This window comes from Streptomyces xanthii (assembly GCF_014621695.1).
Lineage (GTDB): Bacteria > Actinomycetota > Actinomycetes > Streptomycetales > Streptomycetaceae > Streptomyces > Streptomyces xanthii.
Window position 1 is genome coordinate 7,672,931 of sequence record NZ_CP061281.1, and the last position, 20,049, is coordinate 7,692,979.

The window sequence follows — 20,049 nt, forward strand, 5'->3', positions numbered from 1 at the left end:
GGCATGACCGTCGCACCGATCGATCTCTTCTCCTCCTTCATTCACCTGGACGACGGTGGCCAGGTGCGCGCCGAGCCACCCGTGTTCGACTCCGAGCGGGACGGCTGGCAGGTGATGACCTTCCATGTGGAGACCGATGCCGACGTCCACGGCGACCACTGGGAGATCCACACCGAGGCGGACGAACTCGTGTCCTGCCTCACCGGCGGCATACGTCTCTTCTTCCGTCCCGAACAGCCGGGAGGGCTGGAGGAGGAGGTCAGGCTGGCGGCCGGAACCGCGGCTGTCGTCCCGCGCGGGCGGTGGCACCGCATCGCGCTGGACGGCCCCAGCGACATCATGTCCGTCACTCTGCCCCGTGGCAGCCGCCTTCAGAGGCGGGCCGAGGGCTAGTCGAGCTCTGAGAGCTCGTTCCTCGTCCGACCTCCGGGGGTGAGCGATCAGACAGCCGTCGTCGCGCCGAGGTACGGAGCGAAATGCTCGGCGACCTCCGCCGCCACCGCCACCGCGTCGAGTGTCCCGTCGACCTCGATGACGCGAATGCCGAGGCGGCGGGCGTTCTGTACGGCGTCCTCGGCGACCAGCCGGTCACGGGCCACACGGTTGGCCTGGGCGCGGGCCGGGTCGGCGACAGGGGCGTTGAGCCTTCCCGCGCGGGGGAGGGTCCGGAGCTGGTGCCGGCGGAAGTCCTCGGTGGGGACCAGGACGAGCATGCGCCGGGGCGAGTCGAGCAGCGGCGCGACCAGCTCCGGTCGCAGCCCCCATCCCTCAGCGATCGCGGGGCGGCCGGTGAACAGTGCGCGCAGGTCGTCCAGCGCCCATTCGAAGCGGACCGGGAAGCCGGCGAGCGTCTCGGCGGCCATCGCCTCTGGGCTCTGGTCCGTCCAGACCTCGTCGGGGGCGGGATCCTCCACGGGCTCGCCCAGAGCGATACGACGCGCGATCCGACGGTCCTGGTGTCCGCGGGCGTCGTGGTAGTCGTAGTGATACACCGTCAATCCGTGGCGCCTCGCGACGATTTCGGCGACGGTGGTCTTGCCCGACCACTGGGCGCCGCCGATCCACAACGCGCGGCGAAGGCTGCCATGTGGATCCCACACGTCTGGCATGAGTGTCCTCCCGTTGGAGAGCGGCACAGACCCTCCGCTCGGGAACGAGTGTCCTGGTCCGACGGCAAAAATTGCAGTCTTGTCTTCGCTGGGCGGTTGGCAGAGAGTGGGAAGGGAGGGGACCGGTCCGGCGTCATGCGTGGAAGCCTGTGCCCATGGATACCTTCGCGGACCGAATCGACGGCGGCTGGGAGTGGTGGGAAGCCGCCATCGAGGAAGCGCAGGAAGGGCGCTGGGTCCGTGACGACGTGGAACGGCAGATCATCCGGGACATCGGCGCCGCCACCAATTCCCTCTCGGGTGGCCGGACGGCCCCGTTCACCGACGACCCCTGGCACGTACGCGTCGGGAGGATCGCGAACTGGGCCGGTGTGCTGCGACTCGCCGCCCGGGCAGGCGGATGGGTGCTCGAGCCAGTCGCCGGGCGCCGCCCACCGCACCCTGCGGGCATGACCGAGTTGCTGTCCGGCATCTACGCGGTCGCCGAGCAGGGAGAGATATGGATGCGGCAGCTTCTGAAGGGCCAGCTGCCGCCGGAAGGCGAGATCGCGAAGGCTGAGGGGTTCCTCACCGGGCCGGGGTCCGTCGAAGACCTCGAGCTCTTCTTCTACGACTGAAAGGCCGCGTCGCCGAGGCCGCCGTTGCCTTCGCCGGGGTCCACCGTCACAGCCGCGCCATCTCGGCCACCAGACGGTGGGCCCGCGCCGTGTCCCAGGTGAGTGCGGCCGCGCGGATGGCCTCGACGCCGGGAGGTACGTCGAGACCGAGGTCCTCGGCGAAGACGGTCCGGCAGCGCTCGATCACTCCCAGCGCGCCGGGTACGTCACCCTGGGCGCAGTACGACGCGGCGAGCAGTTGCCACAGGCGCTGCCGGTGCGGGGCTCCGGCCAGCACCGTCTCGATGCGGTACGGGAGCATCTCGGTGCGCTGAGTCAGCAGACACGCGGCGAAGTAGTTCTGGCAGGCCTCGAGGCGCGTGTTGTTGAGGCCCAGGGTGTGTGCGTGGAACCACCGTGTCGCGGGCAGCCGCTGACCGAACGGGCCGCGCCAGAGGGCGAGGGCCTCGCCGAGGGCGCCGACCGCACGCTGGTGCTGTCCCGCCGCGAGCAGCTCACGCCCCTGCCGGGCGAGCCGCAGGAAGCGGGACAGGTCGATCTCGTCCGCGTCGACGCGGAGGGCGTACCCGGTGTCCGCGCCTCGGCTGGTGGTGAGGCGCTTGCTCAGGCCCGGCTGCGCGGAGTCCAGACTGCGGCGCAGTCCGGTGAGGTGGCTTCTGAGGTTGGCCACCGCGGAGCTCGGCGGGGCGGGCCACAACAGCTCCACCAACTCGTCCATGCCCATGAACTGCCCCCGGCGCAGCAGGAGTGCGGTGAGCAGCGCCCGCCGGGTGCTGGACTGCATCTCGGTCGCGCCGGCGATCCTCACCGGCCCCAGCAGTCTGAAGAGCATCTGGACCTTGCCTCCCGTGAACTGCGCCATGCCTCGGTCGACACCGAATATCGCAGGTGGCCGCGGTGCCGAGGGGCCAGGAAGGGTGGCCAGATCTGGTCAACCGGGCGGAACATGCTGCCTGTTGATGTCCTGTCACGCCTGTCACAGGGACGCCACGGGTCGGTCACCGGGCCAGGTGACGGCTTCCAACTCGCAGATCGCGACTTCTAGGCTCCAGGCATCATTCGCCGGCCGGACTCATCCCCGCCCATCCCCCACGGAGCGACGCTTGCCCGCGCATCACATGGCCGTCCTCGGCATCACGGCGGTGGAGGAGGAGGTCTACCGGTTGCTGTTGCGCAGCCCCGGAGCCGAGCTCTCCGAGGTGCACGTTCTGTCGAGGCAGGAACCGATCGTGCTGGACGCGGCCGTGCGCCGGCTGCGGGAACTGCACGTCCTTCGCGAGGACGGCGGCAAGGTGTGGCCGCACACCCCTGACGTGGTCGTGAACCGGCTGGCCCAGCAACGGCTGGAGGAGCTCTACCACGCCATTCGCACGCTCTCGGACCTGCGCCCCATCGTGGACTCGCTGACGCTCGAGTCGTCCGAGCGGAGCCCGGACGCCGAACACGCCCCGGTGGAGCGACTGATCGGCTTGCCCGCCATCCGCGAACGCCTGGACGAACTGGCCTTCTTCGCACGCTCGGAGATCCTGGCCTGCGAGCCGTACGACGCGCTGACCCCGGAGAACATCGAGAATGCGCGCCCGCTCGATCTGCGCTGCCTGCGCCGCGGCGTCGTCGTGCGCAACCTGGTCCGCGCGTCCGCGGTCGCGGACGACACCACCCGCGCCTACCTCCAGGAACTGACCGCGGCAGGGGCCCGGGTCCGGGTGATCGAGGACCTGAGTGAGCTGATGCTCGTCTACGACCACCGCACGACGCTCGTACCGGTGGACCCGAAGAACACCTCCAAAGGTGCGCTCTGCTCGAGCGAGGAGGGGATCGTCACCACCGTCGTCAACAACTTCGAGCGGCTGTGGGCGGGGGCCGCCGAGTTCAGCGACGTGGTCGAGCAGGGAAGCCGTGGGTCCGGGGAACCCGAACTGACCGGTCTGCAGGCCGAGGTGTTGCGGGCCATGTGCACGGTCAGCAAGGACGAGACCGGCGCGCGCCAGGTCGGCACGGCCCTGCGTACGTATCGCCGCTACATCTCGGAGCTGATCCGGATCCTCGGCGCGGAGAATCGTGCCCACGCGGCGCTGCTGGCCCGTGAACGGGGCTGGATCTGACGTCCACGGGCATGGCCCGCGCGGGCCGTCCGCCGCGGGGCACACGGACCCTGCTCCTGATGTGATCGGGGAAGAGGTGCGGCACATGCGACGGTCCGGGCACCGTGCTCGGCGCCCGGACCGCTCGACCGGCCCACGTGGGGCCCTCTCGCCTCGATATCAGGACTTCGGCTTCTCCTGCCAGCCGTTGGCCGGCCCGCAGGCAGGGTCCTTGGGGTCGAAGCAGGGCTTCGACACTACGGTGCTGTCGCCGCTCGCGGACGCGAAGTCGACGGCCACGGCGGCGCACGCCCCCGTCGCCGTCAGCACAGTCAGCACCGCCGCCGTGAACCCCCGGCCGAGCCTGCTGGTGACGGTACGCATCATGGGTCTTCCCTCCCGGCGCCGCGCGGCGCCGCGTTCTCGAGAGCCGTCCGGGGCCTGATCCCCGGGAGCCCCCGAAGCATCGCAGCGATCTTCCGCCTCCCACAGAGCTCCCGTTGGCAGCCTCCTGACGTTCTCCGTGCACGATCCTGCCAACCGGAGGACGGTCACCAGTCCTTCATCGCCTCCGTGGGGGACTTGCGCGCCGCCCTGCGCGCCGGGACCACCGAGCCCGTCGCCACCACCAGCACCGTCAGACCGAGCACCAGGCACAGAGCGTCCGCGGAGGGCAGCACGAGCCAGCCACTGACATACGGTGCGAGATCGGCCCTGCCTCGCAGCAGAGCGGCGGTGCCACCGCCGAGGACCGCGCCGAGTGCCGTGCCGAGAAGCGCGGCCACGGCACCGACCACAGCCATCTCGGTGACGAGCATCGTCAGGACCGCGCGGGTGCGGAAACCGACCGCTTTGAGGACGCCGATCTCCTGGGCGCGCTGCCGCGACAGCGCACCGGTCACGGTCACGGCGCCGACGAAGGCGAGGACGCCGAGCACTCCGAGCAGCACGCGGCCGACGACTCCGATCATGTCGAGGACGGCGGGCAGTGCGTCGAGCTGCTGCTGGATCGTGACGGCGGGGTAGCCCAGTTCCTGCACCGACTTCGTCACGCGCGGCACGTCCGACGCCGTCTCGGCGACCACGGTCAGCTGGTCGTAGCCGATGGTGGAGAGGTAGCGGTCCTCGGGTTCGCCGGCGCGACGTGCCGCCCACGCGATCACGGTGGTGTCGGCGGCGTAGGCGGCATCGGGGTTGTCCAGCTGCCACGTCGGGTCGTACACACCGACGAGCCGAGCACGGTCGCGCACCCCCTTCCCCTCGCCCTGGCGCACGAAGCGCGTGGTCTCGATGTCGAGGTCTTCGCCGACGTGCCCGCTCAGGTCCACGCCCTGGGACTTGGCGGGCGCGACGATCTCGCCGGGGCGCAGCGGGAAGACGTGCTTGCGCACGGACTTCACGACCGGCGGGGGGAGCGCGGGACGGTAGGTCGTCGCGTACAGCAGAACGGTGTCGCCCGCTTCGGTCAGCACACCGAACGAGGCCTGGGCGCGGGGCTGGACGGAGGCGACGCGCGGCAGTTTCGCCAGCCGGGCCGCGGTGCGGTCCGTCAGCTGCCGGGCGTCGGGGCGCTCGTCCGGCCGGTCGACGGTGATGCTGCGGTTGGCGCTGCTCTCCCGGACATCCGCGTCGGCGGCGCCCTGCGCCCGGTCGGCGATGCCCAGCGCGCCCAGACAGACGGCGGCCGCGACGGCGACCAGGGCCACGAGGCCGAACAGGCGGCGGCGCAGGGCGTGGACGTTGGCGAGGGCCATCCCGAAGGTGTTCACTTCGCGCGCTCCGTCTCCGTACGGCCGGCCGGGGCGAACGTGCCCCGTTCGAGCAGATGCACCCGGTCCGCGGCCTCCGCGACGGCCGGGTTGTGGGTCACGAGGAGCACCGCGCGGCCTTCGTCGGCCAGCTCGCGGAAGAGCCCCAGGAGGAGTTCCTCGCTGTCGGTGTCGAGGTTTCCGGTCGGCTCGTCGGCCAGGATCACGGGCGGGTCGTTGATCAGTGCCCGGGCGAGCGCGACCCGCTGCTGCTCGCCGCCCGACAGTTCGCTCGGCAGATGGTGGGCCCGGTCGGCGAGCCCCACGCGGGCCAGCAGGTCACGGGCGCGCCGCTCGCCGTCCGCGAGGCGGCCGGGGAACGGCAGGGCCACATTGCGCAGGGCCGAGTGCTGGGGCAGCAGGTTGTACGACTGGAAGACGAACCCGAGCCGGCTGCGCCGCAGATCGGCCAGGGCACGGTCCGACATGCCCGTCGTGTCGACGGGCCCGGCGCCGCCCGAGCCGGCCGCGCCGTCGACGACCACGCGGCCGCGGTCCGGTGGCGTCAGCAGCCCGAGGATGTGCAACAGGGTGGTCTTGCCGGATCCCGAGTGGCCGACCAGGGCGGTCATCTTCCCTCCTTCCACGGCGAGATCGGCATCCCGCAGGACGTCGACCCTCCGGCCGCGCAGGGAGTAGGACTTGCTGACACCTTCGGCCCGCAGCAGCACGCTCACGAAGCTCTCGCTCACTTTCCGTTCCTCGTGGTCCCGTCGGGCAACCAGCCCATGGCGCCGTCCAGTTCATGGTCGAGCGCCCACACTCCCCAGGTGGTCTTCAGGTCACAGGCCTTGTCGCCGGCTCCGACCTGGTACAGGTCCGGCAGACCGGGGCATCCCCGGTGCGCGGTGACGGCCCGCGCGAGAGCCGTGCGCAGCGGTGTGTCCAGGGCACCGCCGAGCAGGACGTGGGCTCGGACGACCAGGGTGTAGTCGTAGAGGGAAGCGAACGGGGCCGGATCGCGCGCCCACCGTCGCAGGGACTCGGCGGTGATCCAGGACGGGACCAGGTCGCGGCGGTCGCTGTCGGCGAGTCCCACGGTGAGTGTGGCCGCGGCGAGCACCGCGTCCGCGGAGTTCGGACGCCAGGCGGGGACCACCGGATCGACGGTCTCCGCTCCTGCGTCGGCGCAGGTGAGGACCGTCCGCTGCCAGGCGGTGGCGTTCTGCGGTGTCACGGTCGTGGGCACCAGGTTCGGATCCGCGCACAGCCGTCGAACGGTGTCGCCCGGGGCGCTGTCCTCGGTGACGGTGCGCAGAGCGGCCCGGTCCAGTCGCTCGGCGGCCTCGGGGCTCGCGGTGCCGGACTTCTCCTCGCGCTCCATGGCCCGCAGCAGGCCGGGGTCCTGGCGCGGGAAGCCGGCCAGTGCGCGCAGCCGTTGGACGAAGAGAGAGGCTTCCGGATCGCCGATGAAAGCGTCGGGCTCGCGGACGGTTCCGTCGGCCAGCCGCGCGCCGTCGAGCCGATCGAGGACCGGGGCGAAGGCGGACCGCGGTGTCCCGGCCGCCTTCAGCAGGTGGACGAGCTGGTAGAGCTGCTCGTAGGGGAGTGTCGCCGCGCCGTCCCGGAGCACCGGTTCCCAGACCGTGCGATCGACGACCGCGGGCTTGCCCGCCGCCTCCCGGATCAGTACGTAGCTGTAGGTGTCGGCGAGCCGTGTCGCCCGCTCGTCGGGGGACAGGTCCGCGAAGTCGCCGGTGCGCGGGGCCGTGACCTGGGCGAGGGCGGTGGGGACAGGCTGCTTGAGCAGCCGGAGCGAGCCGGCCAGGGCGCTGCTCTGGTCGAGGGCGTGCGGCCTCTCGGCCACCGAGCCGAGCCAGGCGACGGTGGCGGCCCGGTCCGCGGACGGGAGGTCGTCCAGCCGCCCGAGTGCGTCGAGCACACCGAGAGCGGCCCAGGTGGAACCGAGGCGCGCCGCCTCGTCGTCGTCGCCGAGCGCGGAGTCGACATACCAGCCGCCCTTGGTGCGGGTCTTGTTCACGTCAGTGGCGTCACGCCGGCCGAGTGCCCGGTCGGCGCCGGCCTGCCAGAGAGGGATCAGCCAGTCCCGGCCCCAGAGCGACGAGGTCTCCAGCGCTCCCTGACGCCACGATCTGACCTCTGCGGCATGCATGCGGACCCGGGATGCATGGCCGAGTTCGGACAGGGTCCGCAGGGCGAAGGACTGGGCTTGGGGTCCGGCAGGCTGCTGCCGTAGGAACGGGTGGTAGTAGTACCCGTTCTCTTTGCTGACCAGGCGGTCGAACTGTCGTGCGGCGGCAGAGCCGCGGGCGCCGGACCGCTCGGATGCGGACCCGCCGCATGAAGTGGTGAGGAGGGCGCACATGACCACGCCCATCAGGACGGACATGCGCTTCGTTCCGTATTTTCCGTGCTTTGCTGCGCCGAATTTCATCGAAAGTCCCCCGTGCGCTGTTTCCCTTTTCAGGGGAGATGGAGTTTCAGGGAATATCAAGGCCGCAAAAAGGTGCCGCACCGTCGGGCCCTGACGGTGCGGCACCTTCATGTACTCAAGTCAGACGCCCGTGTCCGCCGGGGCGGCACACAGGTCACGCGGCTCCCGCGTACGCGCACTTCTCGCTGACCTTGATCCGGCTGGTCACCTTGGCCGAGCCGCAGCTCTTCGTCGACACGTAGACCGTGGCCTTGCTCGGCGTCATCTTGCCGTAGGTGTCGGCGATCCGTGCGGTGTGGTTCTTCCACCGCACCACGCCCAGAGACTTGCTCTTCATCGTGAGCGTGGCCTCGGGGTTCTTGGAGATCTTGACGGAGACGCGGAAGCCGTGCGCCTTGAGCTCAGCGCGGTTCTGGATCCAGGCCGCCTGCTTCGGGTGCGACCCGGACATCTTCGTGGAGGCCTTCCAGGAGCAGGACTTCACGTAGGTGTTGCAGTGCCAGGAGTTGACGGTGATCTTGTTTCCGCCCGGGAGGCCCACCTGCGTGGACGCCGAGGTGGCGTGAGCCGGCGAACCCGCCAGCACGAGGGCGCCGGCCGCGAAGGCGGCGGCAGCCCCGGACACCAGACGCGTGCGTATGCCGTTGTTCATTTCGATTGTCTCCCCGTGAGATATCGAGAGCGGTCACCCGGTCGGGAAACCGTGTGCGGTGCCCACCTGAATTCCTCGGTCGGTGTGCGCCGCCTTTTCTACCGGCTCTCGATATCTCCGTGCAGCTTTGCGAGACGCATAGTGGAACGTGACGCGCGTCACGCGGAAAGGGTGGAACCGGTCTCTGAGGGAGGGAGTCCAATTCGGCCGCGCCGAGAGGGTGGGCGGCGGCGGAATCTCTGAGTGCGGGCCCTGGCCGCCCGGACGTCGCCGACGGATCGACCTGCGGCGATGCGGTTCTCAACGGTAGGCCGGAGACTGAACTGAGGGATTGCTCCGCGGGCTGAGCGCTGACGCCGGCGAGGTCACGGGGGGCGTTCTCCGCATACGTCGGGGTGGACTCCGGCGTCCGAGGCGAAGGCGCCAAGTCCCCCGATCGCGCGGATCGGGGGACTGCGCCGAGCGAGCCGGCGTGCCGGGCGGGCGTGGGCCCTGTTCCGGCCGCGAGTGCCGACTTCCCGCTTACGCGGCCGCGTTGAGTTCGGCCTGGCCGAACAGCAGGGCGTAGCCGGAGGGGAGCTGGTGCAGGATGCGCGTCATGAGGTGGGGGCCGGCGTGGGCGGCGACGGCGGCGAAGACGGAGCCGGTGTCCCAGCGGGTGGTGGCCAGGGAGGTGCCGGAGCGGGCGGCGAGGTCCTTGACGAAGGCCCAGCCGGTCAGTGGCTGGAGGTCGGGGATCTGCGAGGTCAGGACACGTGCGGCCTCCAGGGGCAGGCAGGCGGCCAGGTCGACACGTTCGTCGCCGGTCAGTTGACGGCCCAGCCCCGAAAGGACCAGGCGGACGACCTCGTCCGCTCTCTCGCGGGTGGGGTAGGCCCCTTCGTAGCGGACCCTCTCCAGCATCTGCTGATACGCCGCCCCGAACGGCTGCTGCTGCTCAAGCGGAACGCGCGCGTCGGTGATCACTGCGGTGCATGCCTTTCGTCAAGCCAGGGTTGGACGGTGCCGGTGCGCGGCACCGGTGGTCAGGTGGGCTGGGGGCGGCCGAAGAGCAGGTCGTAGTCTGCGGGGAGCTGGAGCAGGATCTCCTTGAGGAGGTCATCCCCGGCGGTGTCGGCGACCGTGGAGAGCACGGCACTGACGTCCCAGGTCGCGGTCTGCTCGGTGGCGCCCTCGATCCACGCCGCGGTCGCTCGCACGAACCGCTCCGGCGAGAGCGGTTCGGCGCTCTGCAGCGGGTTGAGCAGGATCAGGGCGAATTCCTCCGGCAGGCGAGCCGCGAGCCGGGCGCGGACTTCGCCGACCAGGTGCGCGCCGAGCAGGGCGAGCACGACGCGGGCCGCGCGTTCGGCTTCCTCTTCAGTGCCGTACCGGCCGCGTTCCTTGACGTGGTCGAGGAAGGCTTCGCGTCGCAGGGTCATCTCGGCCGCCACCCCTTCTCGTTCTTCGCACTGCCCGCGGGGTGCGGAGGGCGGGATGGAGGGGGAGATCAGGTGTCCGTCCTCCGCACCTGTCCGGCCGGTGTCAGCCGGAGATCTCCTTGTGGCCGGTCCCGGCGCCGATGGAGATCTTGCGGGGCTTGGCGCGCTCGACGATCGGGATGCGCAGGGTGAGCACGCCCGCGTCGTAGTCGGCCTTGATGCGCTCGGTGTCGAGCGTGTCGGCGAGCACGATCTGGCGGGAGAAGGCTCCCAGCGGCCGCTCGGACAGTTCCATCTGCACGTCGTCGGCCTTCGCCACCGGCCGGCGCTCGGCCTTGACCGTCAGCATGTTCCGCTCGACGTCGATGTCGATCGCGTCCGCGGTGACGCCGGGGAGATCGAAGGCCACCACGTACTCGTCGCCCTCGCGGTAGGCGTCCATCGGCATCGCCGACGGCCTCGACCAGGTCCCCGGGCTCATCAGCTGCTGCGTCAGCCGGTCCAGCTCACGGAAGGGGTCAGTGCGCATCAACATCGTGAAAACACCTCCAGCAGGTTCAGGCAGTTACTGCCAATGCGCCTCACTGACACCGTTGTAACATGTCATCCAATGGATGACAAACATGATGTCGTCAGTTCGATGACAAGCGCCAGGGAGGCGTCCGTGACCCCTGCCGACCAGCCGTCCACGAACGGCACCGACGCCCCGGGCCCGGCCTCGTTCCTCGCCGCCGCGACAGCCCTCAACGCCATAGACGACGCCCTGCGCGAAGCCCAGCAGGATGCCCCGGACGCCTCCGACGCCGGGCCGGGCCCGGAGCAGGCCCTGGCCTCGTTGCTGCTGCTGCGGCAGGTCCGCGAGCGGCTCGCCGGATGGGAGACCTGCCTGATCGAAACGGCCCGTGACGCGGGCGCCAGCTGGGCCGACCTCGCCCCGCCCCTCGGCGTCGCCAGCCGACAGGCAGCCGAGCGCCGCTACCTGCGCGGCCGCCCCGGCCCGGCCGGGACCACGGGCGAGCAGCGCGTGACGGCCACCCGCCAGGCCCGTGCCGCCGACCGCACCGCCGCTGCCCGGGCCCGCCACAATGCCGCCGACCTGCGCCGGCTCGCCGGACAGATCACGGCGCTCACCGACCTGTCTGCCGCTGCCCGCCGCCCGCTCGGCGAACTCCACGCGGCCCTCGCCCACGACGATGCCGCCGACCTCATCGCGCCCTTGGTCGCCGCTCGCCCCCACCTGGTCGCCGCCCATCCCGATCTCGCCGCCCGGCTCGACACCCTCACGGCCCCGTAGACACGAGAAGACGATCCAGTCGCCCCCCGGGGCGACTCCGGGCTTGTCGTCAGGCTCCCGTCCGCCCTGCCGGCGCCTCGCGACGCACCTCCGCCACGGGCACCCTCGCGAGCCCGGCGTCGCGTCGTGGACTCCCGCCGTTGAACGCCAGGTTCAGGCAGAAGGCCAGCAGCGTCGCACTCGTCACCGGTGATCCGAGGACGATGCCGACGCCCTCGGGGAAGCGTGAGTACAGGTCCGGTGCCACTTCCGGTGCCATGCCGAAGCCGATCGACACCGCGACGATCAGCAGGTTGTGCGTGCCGTCGAAGTCGACCTTGCGGAGCGTGTCGATACCGACCGCGGCGACCGTCGCGAACATCACGAGCCCCGCCGCGCCGACCACCGGCTGCGGCAACCCGGCGACCAGCGCCCCGAGTTTGGGAACCAGGCCGAGGACCACGAGGATGCCGCCCGCGATCGTCGCGACGTGCCGGCTGCGCACCTTCGTCATCGTCACCAGGCCCACGTTCTGCGCGAACACCGTGTCGAGGAAGGCGTTCATGACGCCTCCCAGCACCCCGGAGAGCCCGTCCGCGGCCAGCCCGCGCGCCATGTCGGCGGTGGACAGCCGCTTCCCGGTCAGCTCCGCGACCGCGATCAGATCGGCCGTCGACTCGGCGAAGAGGACCAGCATCACCACACACATCGACAGCACGGCGACCGCGGGGAACTCCGGGGCGCCGAAGTGGAACGGGGCGCTGACCCCGATCCAGTCCGCCGTCCGTGCCGCGGAGAAGTCCACCAGGCCCAGCGGCACGGCGACCGCCGTCCCCGCCAACAGGCCCAGCAGCACGCCGGTTTGAGCGAGAAATCCTCGCCCGAACCGCGCCACCAGGAGGATCACGACGACGACGAACGCGGCCAGCGCGAGCCGTGAAGGCGCCGCGTGATCGGCGGCCTTCGGGTCGTTCCCGACGACCAGGTTCACGCCCACGCCGATCAGGGCAAGCCCCACCACCGTGATCACCACGCCACTCACCAGAGGCGGGAAGAAGCGGACCGCCTTCGCGAACGGGTAGGCGATCAGCAGCCCGAACACTCCGGCCGCGAGCATCGACCCGTACACGGCCTGAAGGCCGTACTCCCCGGCGATCAGAATCATCGGCGTCACCGCGGTGAACGCGGCCCCCGCCATCACCGGCATCCGCACCCCGAGGAAGCGGCCGACACCGGCACCCTGGATCATCGTGACGACGCCCGCGACGAGCAGATCGGCGTTGATCAGGACGGCGATCGTCGCGGCATCGAGCCCGGCCGCCGCACCGAACACCAACGGCACGGTCACACACCCCGTGTACATCACCAGCACGTGCTGGAGCCCCAGCACCGCGAGCCGCCCGAGACCGGACGGCTGTCCGCCCTTCGCGGGAATCGTCACGTCAACCACCTACCTATCGCGCGAAGTTGGCAGCGATGCGCTGCTGGATGTAGTCGGCCGCCGTGATCGGCGGGTACCGGCCCTCCGGACCCTCGATCACCACGTCACGGTCGGCCTGGGCGAAGAACGCGATGCTGTGGCGGGCCGACCGGTCGTCGTCAGGCCCCGGTGACCTGACCCGGTGGAAGTTCGACGGGAGCCGGTCGTCGCTCCACCGCATCAGCATGTCCCCGATGTTGCAGGTGATCACGGAGTCCGCCGGCTCGACAGCCGTCCACTCCTGCGCCTCGGCCTCCTTGCCCGGGCACACCTGCAGCCCGCCCTGCCCGTCCCGCTGGAACAGCAGCGTCAGGCAGTCGAAGTCGGTGTGCGCCCCGGCCCGCCACACGTTCGCGGGGATCACGGCATCCTCGGGCACGGCGAAGTAGTGCAGCATCCGCAGCGTCGACTGGTACTGCGGGCTCGCCGGGTCGTGGGCGCGCGCGAAGAACCCCTCGGGCAGCCCCAGCCTGTCCGCGAAGCACGACAGCACCCGCATCGCCAGGTCCCGGCAGCGCCCCTCGAACGCCAGCATCCGCTCCCGGAACCCGGGCAGCACGTCGTCCGGCCACAGCCCCTCCATGTGCGGACGGGTCAGCTGGTACGACTCCTTCTGGTCGGGCGTCCCGATCGAGGGACGCACCTGGGTCATCGACTCCCAGCCGGAGTTGAGCCCCTTCTTCAGACCGTGCCGCGCCTTGGTCTCCTCCGGCAAGGCGAAGAAGGCCTCGGCATCGGCGAACGCGGCGTCCACGGCGCCGGGTTCGATGCCGTGGCCGACCAGCTGGAAGAAGCCGATGTCGGTCGCGGCGGCCCACAGTTCCTCGGTGATCTCCGCCTTCCGGCGCTCGAAGTCGCTGAGGTCGATGCGGCGGATCTCCCGGGCGGACGTCTCCGTCCCGGCCCCGCCCATGCGGGTCTCCTTGGCCAACTCGTCCAGTGTGTACGTGGTGTTCGTCATCGCGGCTGTCGCTCCTCTGAAACGGAGTTGCTACGGGATGCAGTCACCGCCCCTGCGATCCCCAGCGCGGGCACTCAGATGCCCGCGTGCACGGTCACGGCGGGCCCCGTCGTGGGCCCGGCGCCGTGGGCTGGTGCGGGCCCCTGGGCGGGGCCCGCACGCGATGGGGCCAGCCTGCACGGTGTGTGTTACCTGAGGAGGCCGTGCTGTTACGCAGCCGTAAAGCTCAAGGCGAGGCCGGCCGCCAACTCCCGGGACGGCAGCCGGACATGCTCCCCGTCGCGTACCAGCATCTCGCCGCCGACCAGTACGGCCGCCACCGTCCTGCTGCCCGCACACGTCAACAGCGTGGCTCCCGGATCGCGGACCGGAAGGCAGGCGTAGTCCCGGTCGAAGCGGTGCAGGACGATCCGTACACGAGGGTCGCGCCGAACACGGCGGCGAGCCCGTGCTCCTGCCCGATCAGGATCGCGGGGGTGATCGCGGTGAACGTGGAGCCCATCACGATCGGCAACCGCGCCCCGAACCACTTCGACCCCAGCGACTGCAACACGGTGGCGACCCCGCTGACCAGCAGGTTCGCGCTGATGAGCAGACGTATCCGGTCCTCGGGCAGATGCAGCGCGGTGCCCACCAGCAGCGGCATGGTGGCCATGCCCGCGTACGCGACGAGCAGATGCTGCAAGCTCAGCGGAACGAGCCGCCTCCACGGCGGCCGTACGTCCACGGGGTGCGGTCCCAGGTGTGCGGGCGCGACGGCATGCTCGACAACAGCCATCGTTCCTCCTCGCAGCTCGGCGGAAGACGGCTGGTTAGCGCCCGGGCCGGCCCCGCACCCGTACACCCACCGGCCGTTGCAGCCATGACCGGTGTGGGGGTGACGCTAGGAAGGAGGTGTTTCGGCGGCGTTGCGGTCAGGAAACTGCGGCGTACCCGAACGGCGCGGCGCAGACCGGAGGAGGGTCAGGCGAGGCAGAACTCGTTGCCCTCGAGGTCCTGCATCACAATGCAGGACTCGTTCTCTTCATCGGCATACATCGTGCGCACATGTGTTCCGCCGAGCGCGACCAGCCGCGCGCATTCGGCCTCCAGCGTGGACAGTCGCTCGTCCCCCACGAGTCCCAGGCCGGCCCGCACGTCGAGATGCACGCGGTTCTTGACCTTCTTGCTCTCGGGGACGCGCTGGAAGAGTACGCGGGGGCCGGCGCCCGAGGGATCGGTGCACCCGAAGTAGACGATCCGCTCCTGAGACGGCAGCGAAAGGTCGTACTCCTCCCAGGAGGCGAACCCCTCCGGTACCGGAGGTACGACGTACCCGAGGACTTCGCACCAGAATGCGGCGAGGCGCGTGGGTTCCGCGCAGTCGATGGTCACCTGGAGCTGCTTGATCGTGGACATCGGCGCACGATAGCAGTGGCCCCGCTCGTCTCCGCAGGTGGGAAGGCTCGTGCGCGGCGGGGGGCGCCGTCCTACGCCCGGTGGGAAGTCTCGCCGAGGCTGCCGGGAGTGCCGGGAGGTGTGGGCGTCGTGATGCCGCTGCCCGCACCGCTGCTGTAGTGGGTGCCCAGCTCCTCGTGGTACTCGGTGTTGCCGAGGTGCTTGTTCTTGTCGAACTCAGGAGCAGCCTTGATCTGCTCCTTGCTGCGCCCGACGCTGATCGTCTTCGCGTCCGGGTCGATGTGCGTGATCGTGCCGGCGGGCAGCATGACCTCCTTGCCGAAGATCCACACGCCGGTGTCGACGACGATGTACTGGCCTCCGACCTCCTGGGAGTGTTTGTCGACCTTGCCGATGCTGCCGTCCGTCGCCTCGACCTTGTACCCGGTCAGATCGGTGTCCGGGGTGTAGCCGGCGGCGGACGGGTAGTTCCAGATGCTCTCGCTCATGAGTCATCCTCCGCAGATCGTGGTACGCGGACGATTGCTGCGTTTCGTGCGGTGCGCCCGATTTTGCGCTCGCGGCCCGAGTTCCCTGCCGCGCGGGGATAAACCTGCTCGTCCTCTGGATGCGGGACCGGGCGGCTGGAGTCCGAGGGGCCACAGGCGGCGCGAGCGGCGTCGCCGACGTGTGTCGGCCGTGATGTATGTACGACACAAGCAGCGGGCTAGGGTGGCAACGGGGGAAGGGGCGTCACCGTCGACGCCGGCAAACGCCACGCCCCAAGGGGAAAGGGAGAACACCGCACGTGAGCACTGCCTCGTTCACTTCTCGCGTCCTGGCCCTCGAGGAGTTCGGCACGCTGCCGAGGCTCGCGGAGCGGACCGTGCCCGCGCCGATGCCCGGTCACACCCTGGTCCGGGTGGTCGCGGCCACCGTCGCCCATCTCGACCTGAACATCCTCGACGGGCAGTTCGGAATCCTTCCCCAGCTGCCGTTCGTCCCCGGCACCCAGGGCAGCGGCTACGTCGTCGCTTCGGACACACACCCTGAGGGGGCGCTCGTCCGACTGCGCGGCGAAGGACTGGGGCTGAGCCGCGACGGCGCCTGGACCGAGCACGCGCTCGTCCCGGACGCCGCCGTGGAAACCATGCCCGAGGGCACCGACCCCGCTCTGGCCTGCATCTACTTCTCGCCGGTCGGCACCGCCTGGGCGGCGGTGCACGCGATCGCCAAGGTGCGGCCGGGGGAGCGGGTGCTGGTGACCGGCGCGTCCGGCGCGGTCGGCGCCATGGCCGCACAGCTCGCGGCACGGGCCGGTGCGGAGGTGATCGGAGCGGTAGGGCGTCAGGCGAAGCTGCGGCACGTACCCGGCGTCGCCAAGGCGCTGCTCGCCTCCGAACTCACCGAGGAGGCGATCGGGGGCAAGGTCGACGCGCTGATCGACACGGTCGGCGGCCGGATCCTGCGCGACGCCCTCACCCTCGTCCGCCCACGAGGCAGAGCCGCGCTCCTCGGCTACACGGCCGGCCGCGAACTCGCCCTGGACCTCGCGGACTTCTTCCTCGCCGACGTCGCGCTCCTCCCCGTCAACATGATCTCCCGCGGTCAGGAAGTGGCTCCCGAAGTGCTGCGCCTGCTGCCTGACCTGTCCTCGGGCGCGCTGACCCTGCCGTACGAGCGGTACCGAATGGACGCGCTCGGCGAAGCCGTGGAGCGGCTGCGTACGGGCAGCGCTGTGGGAAGGATCGTGCTCGACATGGGGGATACCGGCGATACCGGCCTCTGATCTCTGCACAGGTGGGGATCCTCTGTGTCAGCAGCGCGTCTCGATCGCCAGGAGTCACCGTACGGAGATGTTCACCGGCCAGGTCGTCGCGTCCGTACTTTCCGGTGAAGACCCCGCGGCCCAGCGGTGAGTACGGCACGACCCCCAGCCCGAGCTCGCGCGCCATGGGAATCAGGTCGCGTTCACCGGTGCGTTCCTTCAGGCTGTACTCGATCTGCAGCGCGACCAGGGGCGACCAGCCCCGCAGGTCGGAGATCGCCTGCATGCGCGACACCTGCCAGGAGGGGACGTTGGACATGGCCACGTACGGGACCTTGCCCTGACGCACGAGATCGTCCAGGCCGCGCAAGATCTCCGAGATCGCTCACCCGCGCGCGGCTTGGGCCGCACATCCGGAGGACGGGTGCTGTCCGATCGCACAGCCGAATTCGCCACGCACGAGGAGGATTTCGCCCGTCTGAGGGTCGAACAGGACATCAAGGTCAACGGTCGCGGCACCAAGGCGATGAGGCGCCCTGAGATCGGCGTGATCTCCGTACGGTTCGAGGTCGTCGTGCCTCTGGAGGGGGCGCGGAGAGGTGCCCTCTGCCGGTGCCTCGTAGGCTGCCGTCATGACCGATACCCAGAACCTGACGCCCCGCGACGCCTTTGAGCTGCTCATGGCCGGTAATCAGCGCTTTGTCGCCGGCACGTCCGAGCACCCGAACCAGGACGCGGCCCGGCGCACGGAGATCGCGCCGTCCCAGCAGCCGTTCGCGGTGCTGTTCGGGTGCTCCGACTCCCGGCTGGCCGCCGAGATCATCTTCGACCGAGGGCTGGGGGACCTGTTCGTGGTCCGCACCGCGGGCCATGTCGCCGGCACCGAGGTTCTCGGTTCCATCGAGTTCGGTGTGAGCGTGCTCAGTGCCCCGCTGGTCGTCGTGCTCGGCCACGACTCGTGCGGCGCCGTCGGCGCCGCCTGTTCCGCGCTGGAGACCGGTAAGACGCCGGGCGGCTTCGTCCGTGACGTGGTCGAACGGGTGACCCCGAGCGTGCTCGCCGCCCGTGCCGCCGGGCGGGAGAAGCCCGACGAGATCCTGGCCGAGCACATCGAGCACACGGTGGATCTGCTGCTGGAACGCTCTCGCGCCCTGGCCGAGGCGGTGGACGCGGGCCGTCTCGGCGTGGTGGGGCTCTCCTACCGGCTGGCCGACGGCAGCGCACAACTCGTGGCAACCCGCGGCCTCGGCACGTCCTGACTGTCCAGCGCCTTCGGCCGGATTCCGGCCCGGGTCACTGACCGGACTCTTGCCGCGCGGCCTGCCTCGAGACGGCAGGCCGCGCGGCACGGCATCAGCCCGTGGTCACACGACGGTCCGGGGCCCCGCCGCGCGCCGCAGCCGGTTGGCGATCGCCAGGCCCAGCCCCGCTTCCGCGGGCAGTGACGCGACGACGAGGTCGCATCCGCGCTCGTCGAACTCCCGCAGGAACCCGTACAGCCGGCGCGCGTAGTCGGACATCGAACCCGGGACCGTCACCACGGTGTGCGCCTTCACGTCGGCGTCCGTGAGGGCGGCGGGGAGCAGAACGCCCACCTGGTGCCCCGACGCCTGGGCCCGTGCCGCTTCGGCGGCGACCTCTTCCGCCTCGACGAGGACGACACGAGCGCGCGGGGCGTAGTGGGAGGGGTGCTGGCCCGGCACCCGGACCTGGCTCGCCGAAGGAACGTCGATCGGGTGGCCCAGCACCTTTTCGAGGTCTTCGCGTGTCACCCCGCCGGGCCGCAAGATCGTCGGGATCTCGCTCGTGACGTCGACGATCGTGGACTCGACTCCGACCGCACAGCGGCCGCCGTCCAGCACGAAGTCGACGGCGTCGCCGAGCTCGGCACGGACGTCGTCGGCGGTGGTGGGGCTGACCTGCCCGAAACGGTTGGCGGACGGGGCCGTGACACCGCCGCCGAACGCCGCCAGCAAGGAGAGGGCGACGGGGTGGTCCGGCACCCGCACGGCCACCGTCTCCAAGCCGCCCGTCGCTTCGAGGGGGACCCGTGGCCCCCGGCGCAGGACCAGCGTGAGAGGCCCGGGCCAGAAATGCTCCGCCAGCAGCCGGGCGGTCGCGGGCACCTCCCGCACCCAGTCGTCCAGCTGCTCGGAACCGCCGATGTGGACGATCAGCGGATGGGACGGCGGACGCCCCTTGACCTGGAAGATGCGTGAGACGGCCTCGGGGTTCTCGGCGTCGGCTCCCAGTCCGTAGACGGTCTCGGTCGGGAGGGCCACCAGACCGCCGGCGCGCAGCACACCGGCGGCCTTCTCGATGTCATGGGTTCCTGCGTTCACGTCCACAATCCTAGAAGGCCGACGAGAGCACCTCCGGACCGTCCCCGGAAGGTCAGGGCGTCGACGTCAGGTACGCGATGACCATGTCGCCGAGCATCGTCCGGTAGTGCTCGCGCCGCCCCGGCTGCGTGAGGTCGCGTCCGAACAGAGCCTGGAAGGTGTGCCGGTTGGCCACTCTGAAGAAGCAGAACGAGCTGATCATCGCGTGCAGGTCGACGGCGTCCACGTCGGCCGTGAAGACGCCCTGCTCGCGCCCGGCCTCCAGGATGCGGCCGATGACCTCGGTCGCGGGGGAGCTGAGGGAGCCCAGGCTCGAGGCTGCCGCGATGTGCTCGGCCTCGTGGATGTTCTCGATGCTGACCAGGCGGATGAAGTCGGGGTGTGCCTCGTGGTGGTCGAAGGTGAGCTCGGCCAGGCGGCGGATCGCGGACACCGGGTCCAGGTGCTCGACGTCGAGCTGCTGCTCCTGGCGCCGGATGACCGCGTAGGCCCGCTCCAGGACCGCGGTGAAGAGCTGCTCCTTGCTGCCGAAGTAGTAGTAGATCATCCGCTTCGTGGTGCGCATGCGGGCGGCGATCTCGTCCACGCGCGCGCCCGTGAAGCCGAGGCGGGCGAACTCCTCCGTGGCCACGTCGAGGATCTCCGCCTGGGTCCGAGCCGCGTCGCGGGTGCGCCTGGCGGGCTTGGCTGACGGGGGAACGGCGGCCATGCGGCTCCTCGCTGAGACGGACTGTCCGGGGCCCGTCAGTCTAACGTCGGCCG

Annotated in this window: 23 protein-coding genes and 1 pseudogene; 6 read left to right on the forward strand and 18 right to left on the reverse strand. The window is 70.6% G+C overall.

Annotation, left to right across the window (positions count from 1 at the left end; genetic code table 11):
- Window positions 1-3: 3 nt before the first annotated feature.
- Window positions 4-393 carry a cupin domain-containing protein gene (locus IAG42_RS34905; RefSeq protein ID WP_188340947.1) on the forward strand — a complete coding sequence of 130 codons (390 nt, stop codon included), beginning with the start codon at window positions 4-6 and terminating at the stop codon, window positions 391-393.
- A gap of 47 nt (window positions 394-440) precedes the next feature.
- Here the strand turns inward: IAG42_RS34905 and IAG42_RS34910 are convergent, their stop codons facing one another.
- On the reverse strand, window positions 441-1,109 hold the full coding sequence (locus IAG42_RS34910) for a hypothetical protein (RefSeq protein WP_188340948.1): 669 nt from the start codon (window positions 1,107-1,109) through the stop codon (window positions 441-443).
- A 155-nt stretch (window positions 1,110-1,264) separates the two neighbouring features.
- Here IAG42_RS34910 and IAG42_RS34915 point away from each other — a divergent pair, with 155 nt between their 5' ends.
- Window positions 1,265-1,726, forward strand: a complete 462-nt coding sequence (locus tag IAG42_RS34915; protein ID WP_188340949.1) for a hypothetical protein — start codon at window positions 1,265-1,267, stop codon at window positions 1,724-1,726.
- 46 nt (window positions 1,727-1,772) lie between these two features.
- Here the strand turns inward: IAG42_RS34915 and IAG42_RS34920 are convergent, their stop codons facing one another.
- Window positions 1,773-2,588 (reverse strand): AfsR/SARP family transcriptional regulator, encoded by an 816-nt coding sequence (locus tag IAG42_RS34920; RefSeq protein ID WP_223206307.1) that lies wholly within the window; start codon window positions 2,586-2,588, stop codon window positions 1,773-1,775.
- 241 nt (window positions 2,589-2,829) lie between these two features.
- On the opposite strand from IAG42_RS34920, the gene IAG42_RS34925 reads away from it, so the two are divergent.
- A complete protein-coding gene (locus IAG42_RS34925; protein WP_188340950.1) occupies window positions 2,830-3,831 on the forward strand; it encodes a helix-turn-helix transcriptional regulator in 1,002 nt (333 codons plus the stop codon).
- A 159-nt stretch (window positions 3,832-3,990) separates the two neighbouring features.
- Here the strand turns inward: IAG42_RS34925 and IAG42_RS34930 are convergent, their stop codons facing one another.
- From IAG42_RS34930 to IAG42_RS34965, 8 genes are all read right to left on the reverse strand, one after another.
- On the reverse strand, window positions 3,991-4,197 hold the full coding sequence (locus IAG42_RS34930; RefSeq protein ID WP_188340951.1) for a hypothetical protein: 207 nt from the start codon (window positions 4,195-4,197) through the stop codon (window positions 3,991-3,993).
- Between the two features lie 164 nt (window positions 4,198-4,361).
- The gene (locus tag IAG42_RS34935; RefSeq protein WP_188340952.1) at window positions 4,362-5,579 is read right to left on the reverse strand and encodes an ABC transporter permease; all 1,218 of its coding nucleotides are present in this window, start codon (window positions 5,577-5,579) and stop codon (window positions 4,362-4,364) included.
- Window positions 5,576-6,310, reverse strand: coding sequence for an ABC transporter ATP-binding protein (locus IAG42_RS34940; protein ID WP_223206308.1), 735 nt, complete (start codon window positions 6,308-6,310; stop codon window positions 5,576-5,578). The genes IAG42_RS34935 and IAG42_RS34940 overlap by 4 nt, the downstream gene beginning before the upstream one ends.
- Window positions 6,307-7,968, reverse strand: coding sequence for a hypothetical protein (locus tag IAG42_RS34945; protein WP_188340953.1), 1,662 nt, complete (start codon window positions 7,966-7,968; stop codon window positions 6,307-6,309). The genes IAG42_RS34940 and IAG42_RS34945 overlap by 4 nt, the downstream gene beginning before the upstream one ends.
- 199 nt (window positions 7,969-8,167) lie before the next feature.
- Window positions 8,168-8,665, reverse strand: a complete 498-nt coding sequence (locus tag IAG42_RS34950) for a hypothetical protein (RefSeq protein ID WP_223206309.1) — start codon at window positions 8,663-8,665, stop codon at window positions 8,168-8,170.
- A 522-nt stretch (window positions 8,666-9,187) separates the two neighbouring features.
- Window positions 9,188-9,631: a DUF2267 domain-containing protein gene (locus IAG42_RS34955; protein WP_188340954.1), complete on the reverse strand. Its 444-nt coding sequence runs from the start codon at window positions 9,629-9,631 to the stop codon at window positions 9,188-9,190.
- A 59-nt stretch (window positions 9,632-9,690) separates the two neighbouring features.
- On the reverse strand, window positions 9,691-10,086 hold the full coding sequence (locus IAG42_RS34960; protein ID WP_188340955.1) for a DUF2267 domain-containing protein: 396 nt from the start codon (window positions 10,084-10,086) through the stop codon (window positions 9,691-9,693).
- Between the two features lie 103 nt (window positions 10,087-10,189).
- Entirely contained in the window at window positions 10,190-10,621 is a 432-nt protein-coding gene (locus IAG42_RS34965) for an Hsp20/alpha crystallin family protein (RefSeq protein WP_188340956.1), read from the reverse strand.
- 129 nt (window positions 10,622-10,750) lie between these two features.
- On the opposite strand from IAG42_RS34965, the gene IAG42_RS34970 reads away from it, so the two are divergent.
- Window positions 10,751-11,380 carry a type III effector protein gene (locus IAG42_RS34970; protein ID WP_188340957.1) on the forward strand — a complete coding sequence of 210 codons (630 nt, stop codon included), beginning with the start codon at window positions 10,751-10,753 and terminating at the stop codon, window positions 11,378-11,380.
- A 49-nt stretch (window positions 11,381-11,429) separates the two neighbouring features.
- On the opposite strand, the gene IAG42_RS34975 is transcribed toward IAG42_RS34970, so the two are convergent.
- The 5 genes from IAG42_RS34975 to IAG42_RS34995 all read right to left on the reverse strand — a co-directional run bounded on the left by IAG42_RS34975 (window position 11,430) and on the right by IAG42_RS34995 (window position 15,686).
- Window positions 11,430-12,809 carry a nucleobase:cation symporter-2 family protein gene (locus IAG42_RS34975; RefSeq protein WP_188340958.1) on the reverse strand — a complete coding sequence of 460 codons (1,380 nt, stop codon included), beginning with the start codon at window positions 12,807-12,809 and terminating at the stop codon, window positions 11,430-11,432.
- A gap of 4 nt (window positions 12,810-12,813) precedes the next feature.
- Window positions 12,814-13,800, reverse strand: a complete 987-nt coding sequence (locus tag IAG42_RS34980) for an isopenicillin N synthase family dioxygenase (protein ID WP_188340959.1) — start codon at window positions 13,798-13,800, stop codon at window positions 12,814-12,816.
- 340 nt (window positions 13,801-14,140) lie between these two features.
- Window positions 14,141-14,578, reverse strand: a complete 438-nt coding sequence (locus tag IAG42_RS34985; protein WP_223206311.1) for a solute carrier family 23 protein — start codon at window positions 14,576-14,578, stop codon at window positions 14,141-14,143.
- 185 nt (window positions 14,579-14,763) lie between these two features.
- A complete protein-coding gene (locus IAG42_RS34990) occupies window positions 14,764-15,198 on the reverse strand; it encodes a VOC family protein (RefSeq protein WP_188340960.1) in 435 nt (144 codons plus the stop codon).
- Between the two features lie 71 nt (window positions 15,199-15,269).
- Window positions 15,270-15,686: a PRC-barrel domain containing protein gene (locus IAG42_RS34995; protein WP_223206312.1), complete on the reverse strand. Its 417-nt coding sequence runs from the start codon at window positions 15,684-15,686 to the stop codon at window positions 15,270-15,272.
- 299 nt (window positions 15,687-15,985) lie between these two features.
- On the opposite strand from IAG42_RS34995, the gene IAG42_RS35000 reads away from it, so the two are divergent.
- Complete coding sequence (locus IAG42_RS35000) at window positions 15,986-16,966, forward strand: quinone oxidoreductase family protein (RefSeq protein ID WP_188340961.1); 981 nt, start codon at window positions 15,986-15,988, stop codon at window positions 16,964-16,966.
- Between the two features lie 79 nt (window positions 16,967-17,045).
- Here IAG42_RS35000 and IAG42_RS38510 read toward each other — a convergent pair.
- A pseudogene (locus IAG42_RS38510) lies at window positions 17,046-17,327 on the reverse strand (aldo/keto reductase); the annotation flags it as partial.
- 250 nt (window positions 17,328-17,577) lie between these two features.
- Here IAG42_RS38510 and IAG42_RS35010 point away from each other — a divergent pair.
- Complete coding sequence (locus IAG42_RS35010) at window positions 17,578-18,204, forward strand: carbonic anhydrase (RefSeq protein WP_188340962.1); 627 nt, start codon at window positions 17,578-17,580, stop codon at window positions 18,202-18,204.
- Between the two features lie 105 nt (window positions 18,205-18,309).
- Here the strand turns inward: IAG42_RS35010 and IAG42_RS35015 are convergent, their stop codons facing one another.
- Together IAG42_RS35015 and IAG42_RS35020 are read right to left on the reverse strand one after the other, a co-directional pair.
- Window positions 18,310-19,287 carry an L-threonylcarbamoyladenylate synthase gene (locus tag IAG42_RS35015; RefSeq protein ID WP_188340963.1) on the reverse strand — a complete coding sequence of 326 codons (978 nt, stop codon included), beginning with the start codon at window positions 19,285-19,287 and terminating at the stop codon, window positions 18,310-18,312.
- A gap of 52 nt (window positions 19,288-19,339) precedes the next feature.
- Complete coding sequence (locus IAG42_RS35020) at window positions 19,340-19,996, reverse strand: TetR family transcriptional regulator (RefSeq protein ID WP_188340964.1); 657 nt, start codon at window positions 19,994-19,996, stop codon at window positions 19,340-19,342.
- Window positions 19,997-20,049 lie beyond the last annotated feature (53 nt).